Source organism: Micromonospora acroterricola (assembly GCF_003172955.1).
Classification (GTDB): Bacteria; Actinomycetota; Actinomycetes; order Mycobacteriales; family Micromonosporaceae; genus Micromonospora; species Micromonospora acroterricola.
The window spans coordinates 1-2,716 of the sequence record NZ_QGKR01000029.1 but is presented as its reverse complement, the minus strand read 5'-3'; the positions used below and the strand labels follow the sequence as shown (position 1 = coordinate 2,716).

General features: G+C 77.8%; 2 protein-coding genes. Both read left to right on the top strand.

The window, feature by feature from the left end; genetic code table 11:
• A partial coding sequence (locus DKT68_RS00270) for a glycosyltransferase family 4 protein (RefSeq protein WP_146218242.1) occupies positions 1–605 on the top strand: 605 nt, incomplete at its 5' end.
• The coding region (locus tag DKT68_RS00265) for a hypothetical protein (RefSeq protein WP_109815439.1) at positions 605–2,716 on the top strand (2,112 nt) is incomplete at its 3' end. The genes DKT68_RS00270 and DKT68_RS00265, both read left to right, overlap by 1 nt.

The following is a 2,716-nucleotide window of genomic DNA, read 5'->3' as shown; positions in this document are numbered from 1 at the left end:
TCCGGGCCGAGTTCGGTGTCCGCCCGGACCAGCCGCTGATCGTGTCGGTCGGTCGGCTGCACCCGCAGAAGCGCTACGACGTTCTGATCGACGCCGCGGCCCGCTGGCGTACCCGTACCCCGCCGCCGGTCGTGGTGATCGCCGGCAGCGGGCCGGCCTATCTGCCGCTGGCTGCCCGGACCTCCGCGGCCCGCGCGCCGGTGACCCTCCTGGGGCACCGCACCGACGTGGCCGACCTGCTCGCCGGCGCGGACCTCGCGGTGGTGACCAGCGACTGGGAGGCCCGACAGCTCTTCGCGCAGGAGGCGCTGCGGGTCGGCGTGCCGCTGGTGGCCACCGCGGTCGGTGGCCTGCCGGAGCTGGTCGGCGATGCCGCGACGCTCGTTCCCGCCGGTGACGTGGACGCGGTCGACGCGGCGGTGCGCGCGTTGCTCGACGACCCGGCCGCCCGGGCGGAGCTGGGCAGGCGTGGCGCCGAGCGGGCGGCGACGTGGCCCACCGAGGCGGACACCGTCGCCGTGTTGGCGGCTCTCTACGCCGAGCTGACCCCGACCTCCGCCGGGCCGGCGGCCCCCGGCCCCGACCCGTTGACGGGACACCGGTGATGCTGCGCCGACTCGCCCCCGCCCTGTTGACCGTGCTCGTGGTGGCGCTGGGTGTCACGGCGCTGGCCGCCCGCCCGCCCCAGGGCGCCCCGCAGCGCAGCGCCGACTTCGTGGTGCTCGCCGGGATCGCCGGCCTGCGCTGGGAGGACGTGGACCCGCAGAGCACGCCGACGCTGTGGCGGATGGCCCAGGACGGGTCGATCGGCTCGCTGTCGGTCCGATCGGCGCACCGGCCCACCTGCCCGGTGGACGGGTGGCTGACCCTGGGCGCGGGCAGTTTCGCGGCGTGGAACGGCAGCCGGCCCGCGGGTGGCTGCCCCTCGACCGCGGTGACGGTGGAGCAGCCGGACGGCATCGGCGCGAACCTGCCCGACCAGGAGAGCGTGGTCCAGTACAACCAGCAGCGGTTGACGTGGGGGGCCCTGCCGGGGTCGCTGTCGGAGTCGGTGCGCTGCTCGGTCGCGATCGGTCCGGGCGCGGCGGTGGCCGCCGCGCGGCCATTCGGCCGGGTCGACCGGTACGCCTCGGGGCTGCCGGCCGATCCGCGCACGCTGCTCGGTTCGTGCGTGCTGAGCATCGTCGACCTCGGCACCGTCGACGGGTCCGACCCGGCGGCGCGCGCCGAGGCGGCCCGCGCGGCGGACGCCCAACTGGCCCGGGTGCTGGCTGCCCGGCCACCACGGTCGCTGGTGCTGGTCGCCGGGATCTCCGACACCGCCCAGCCGTCCCGGTTGCACGTTGCGGTCGCCGACGGGCCGGGCTGGGAGCGCGGCTGGCTCACCTCGGCGAGCACGGGCCGGGACGGGTACCTGCAACTCGTCGACCTCGCGCCGACCGCGCTGTCCGCGCTGGGCCGGCCGATGCCGGAGCGGCTCTTCCTGGGCCGGCCGGCGGTCAGCACCGGTGGCCGTCCGGCCGATCTGGCCGAGGCGATCAACGCGCCGGCGGACGCGGACCGGGAGGCCGCCGCCCAGCGGGCCGTCTCCGGCGGGTTCTTCGCGTTGCTCGCCGGGTTGCAGGTGCTGCTGGCCCTCGCGGTGCTGCCGCTGCTGCGTCGGGCCCGCCCGCACGCCGGCCCGGCCGGGCCGACGCCGGCGCCCGCGCGAGTCGTGGCGGTGGTGGAGCTGCTGCTGGTGGCGGCGGCGTTGACCGTGCCGGCCGCGCTGCTCGCCGACGCGGTGCCCTGGTGGCGGGGCGAACAGCCGGGCTGGATCTTCGCCGGGGTCACCGCGCTGCTGGTGGCGGCCGGCACCGCGGGGGTCCGGTTCCTTCCGGGGTACGCCGGCACCCTCGGCCCGCTGGGCGCGGTGGCCGGCCTCACCGCCCTCGTCGTCGGGCTGGACGTGCTCACCGGGGCGCGGCTCCAGCTCAACGGGGTGGTCGGCTACTCGGCGTTGCAGGGCGGCCGGTACGCCGGGCTGGGCACGGTCGGGCTCGGGGTGTTCCTCGCGGGCGCGCTGCTGAGCGCGGGCTGGCTGGCGCAGCGGGTGCACCGCACGTGGCGGCCGGCGGTGATGGTGGCCGTGGGCGGCCTCGCCGTGGTGGTGGTCGGCAGCCCGTACCTCGGCGCCGATCCGGTCGGCGCGATCGCGCTGACCGCCGGGCTGAGCGTGGCGGCCGCGATCAGCGCCGGCGGGTGGCTGACGATCAGCCGGCTGGCCTGGGCCACGATGGCCGCCCTGGCGGTGGGCATCGGTTTCGCCGTGGTGGACCTGCGCCGCCCGGCGGCGGAGCGGGGCAGCCTGGGCCGGTTCCTCTCGGCCGTCGGCGACGGCACGGGTGGGTTCACCGTGCACCGGTCCAGCACCGCGAACTTCGAGACGCTGGTCAACAGCCCGCTGACCGTGTTGGCCCTGGCCGGCGGGCTGCTGGTGTGGTTCGCCCTGCTGCAGCCGTGGGGCGGGTTGACCCGACTGTTCGGCATCTACCCGGCGGTCCGGGCCGCGTTGGCCGGCACCGCGGTTGCCGCGGTGCTCGGTGGCGTGCTCGACGGCGCGGCGCTGGACGTCGCGGGCGCCGCCGCCGCGGTGGTGGTGCCGATGGCCGCGCTGGCCTCGCTGCGGGTGCTGGGGCACGCCGCGGACCGGACCCGCCCGGGCGGGGGCCGCTCC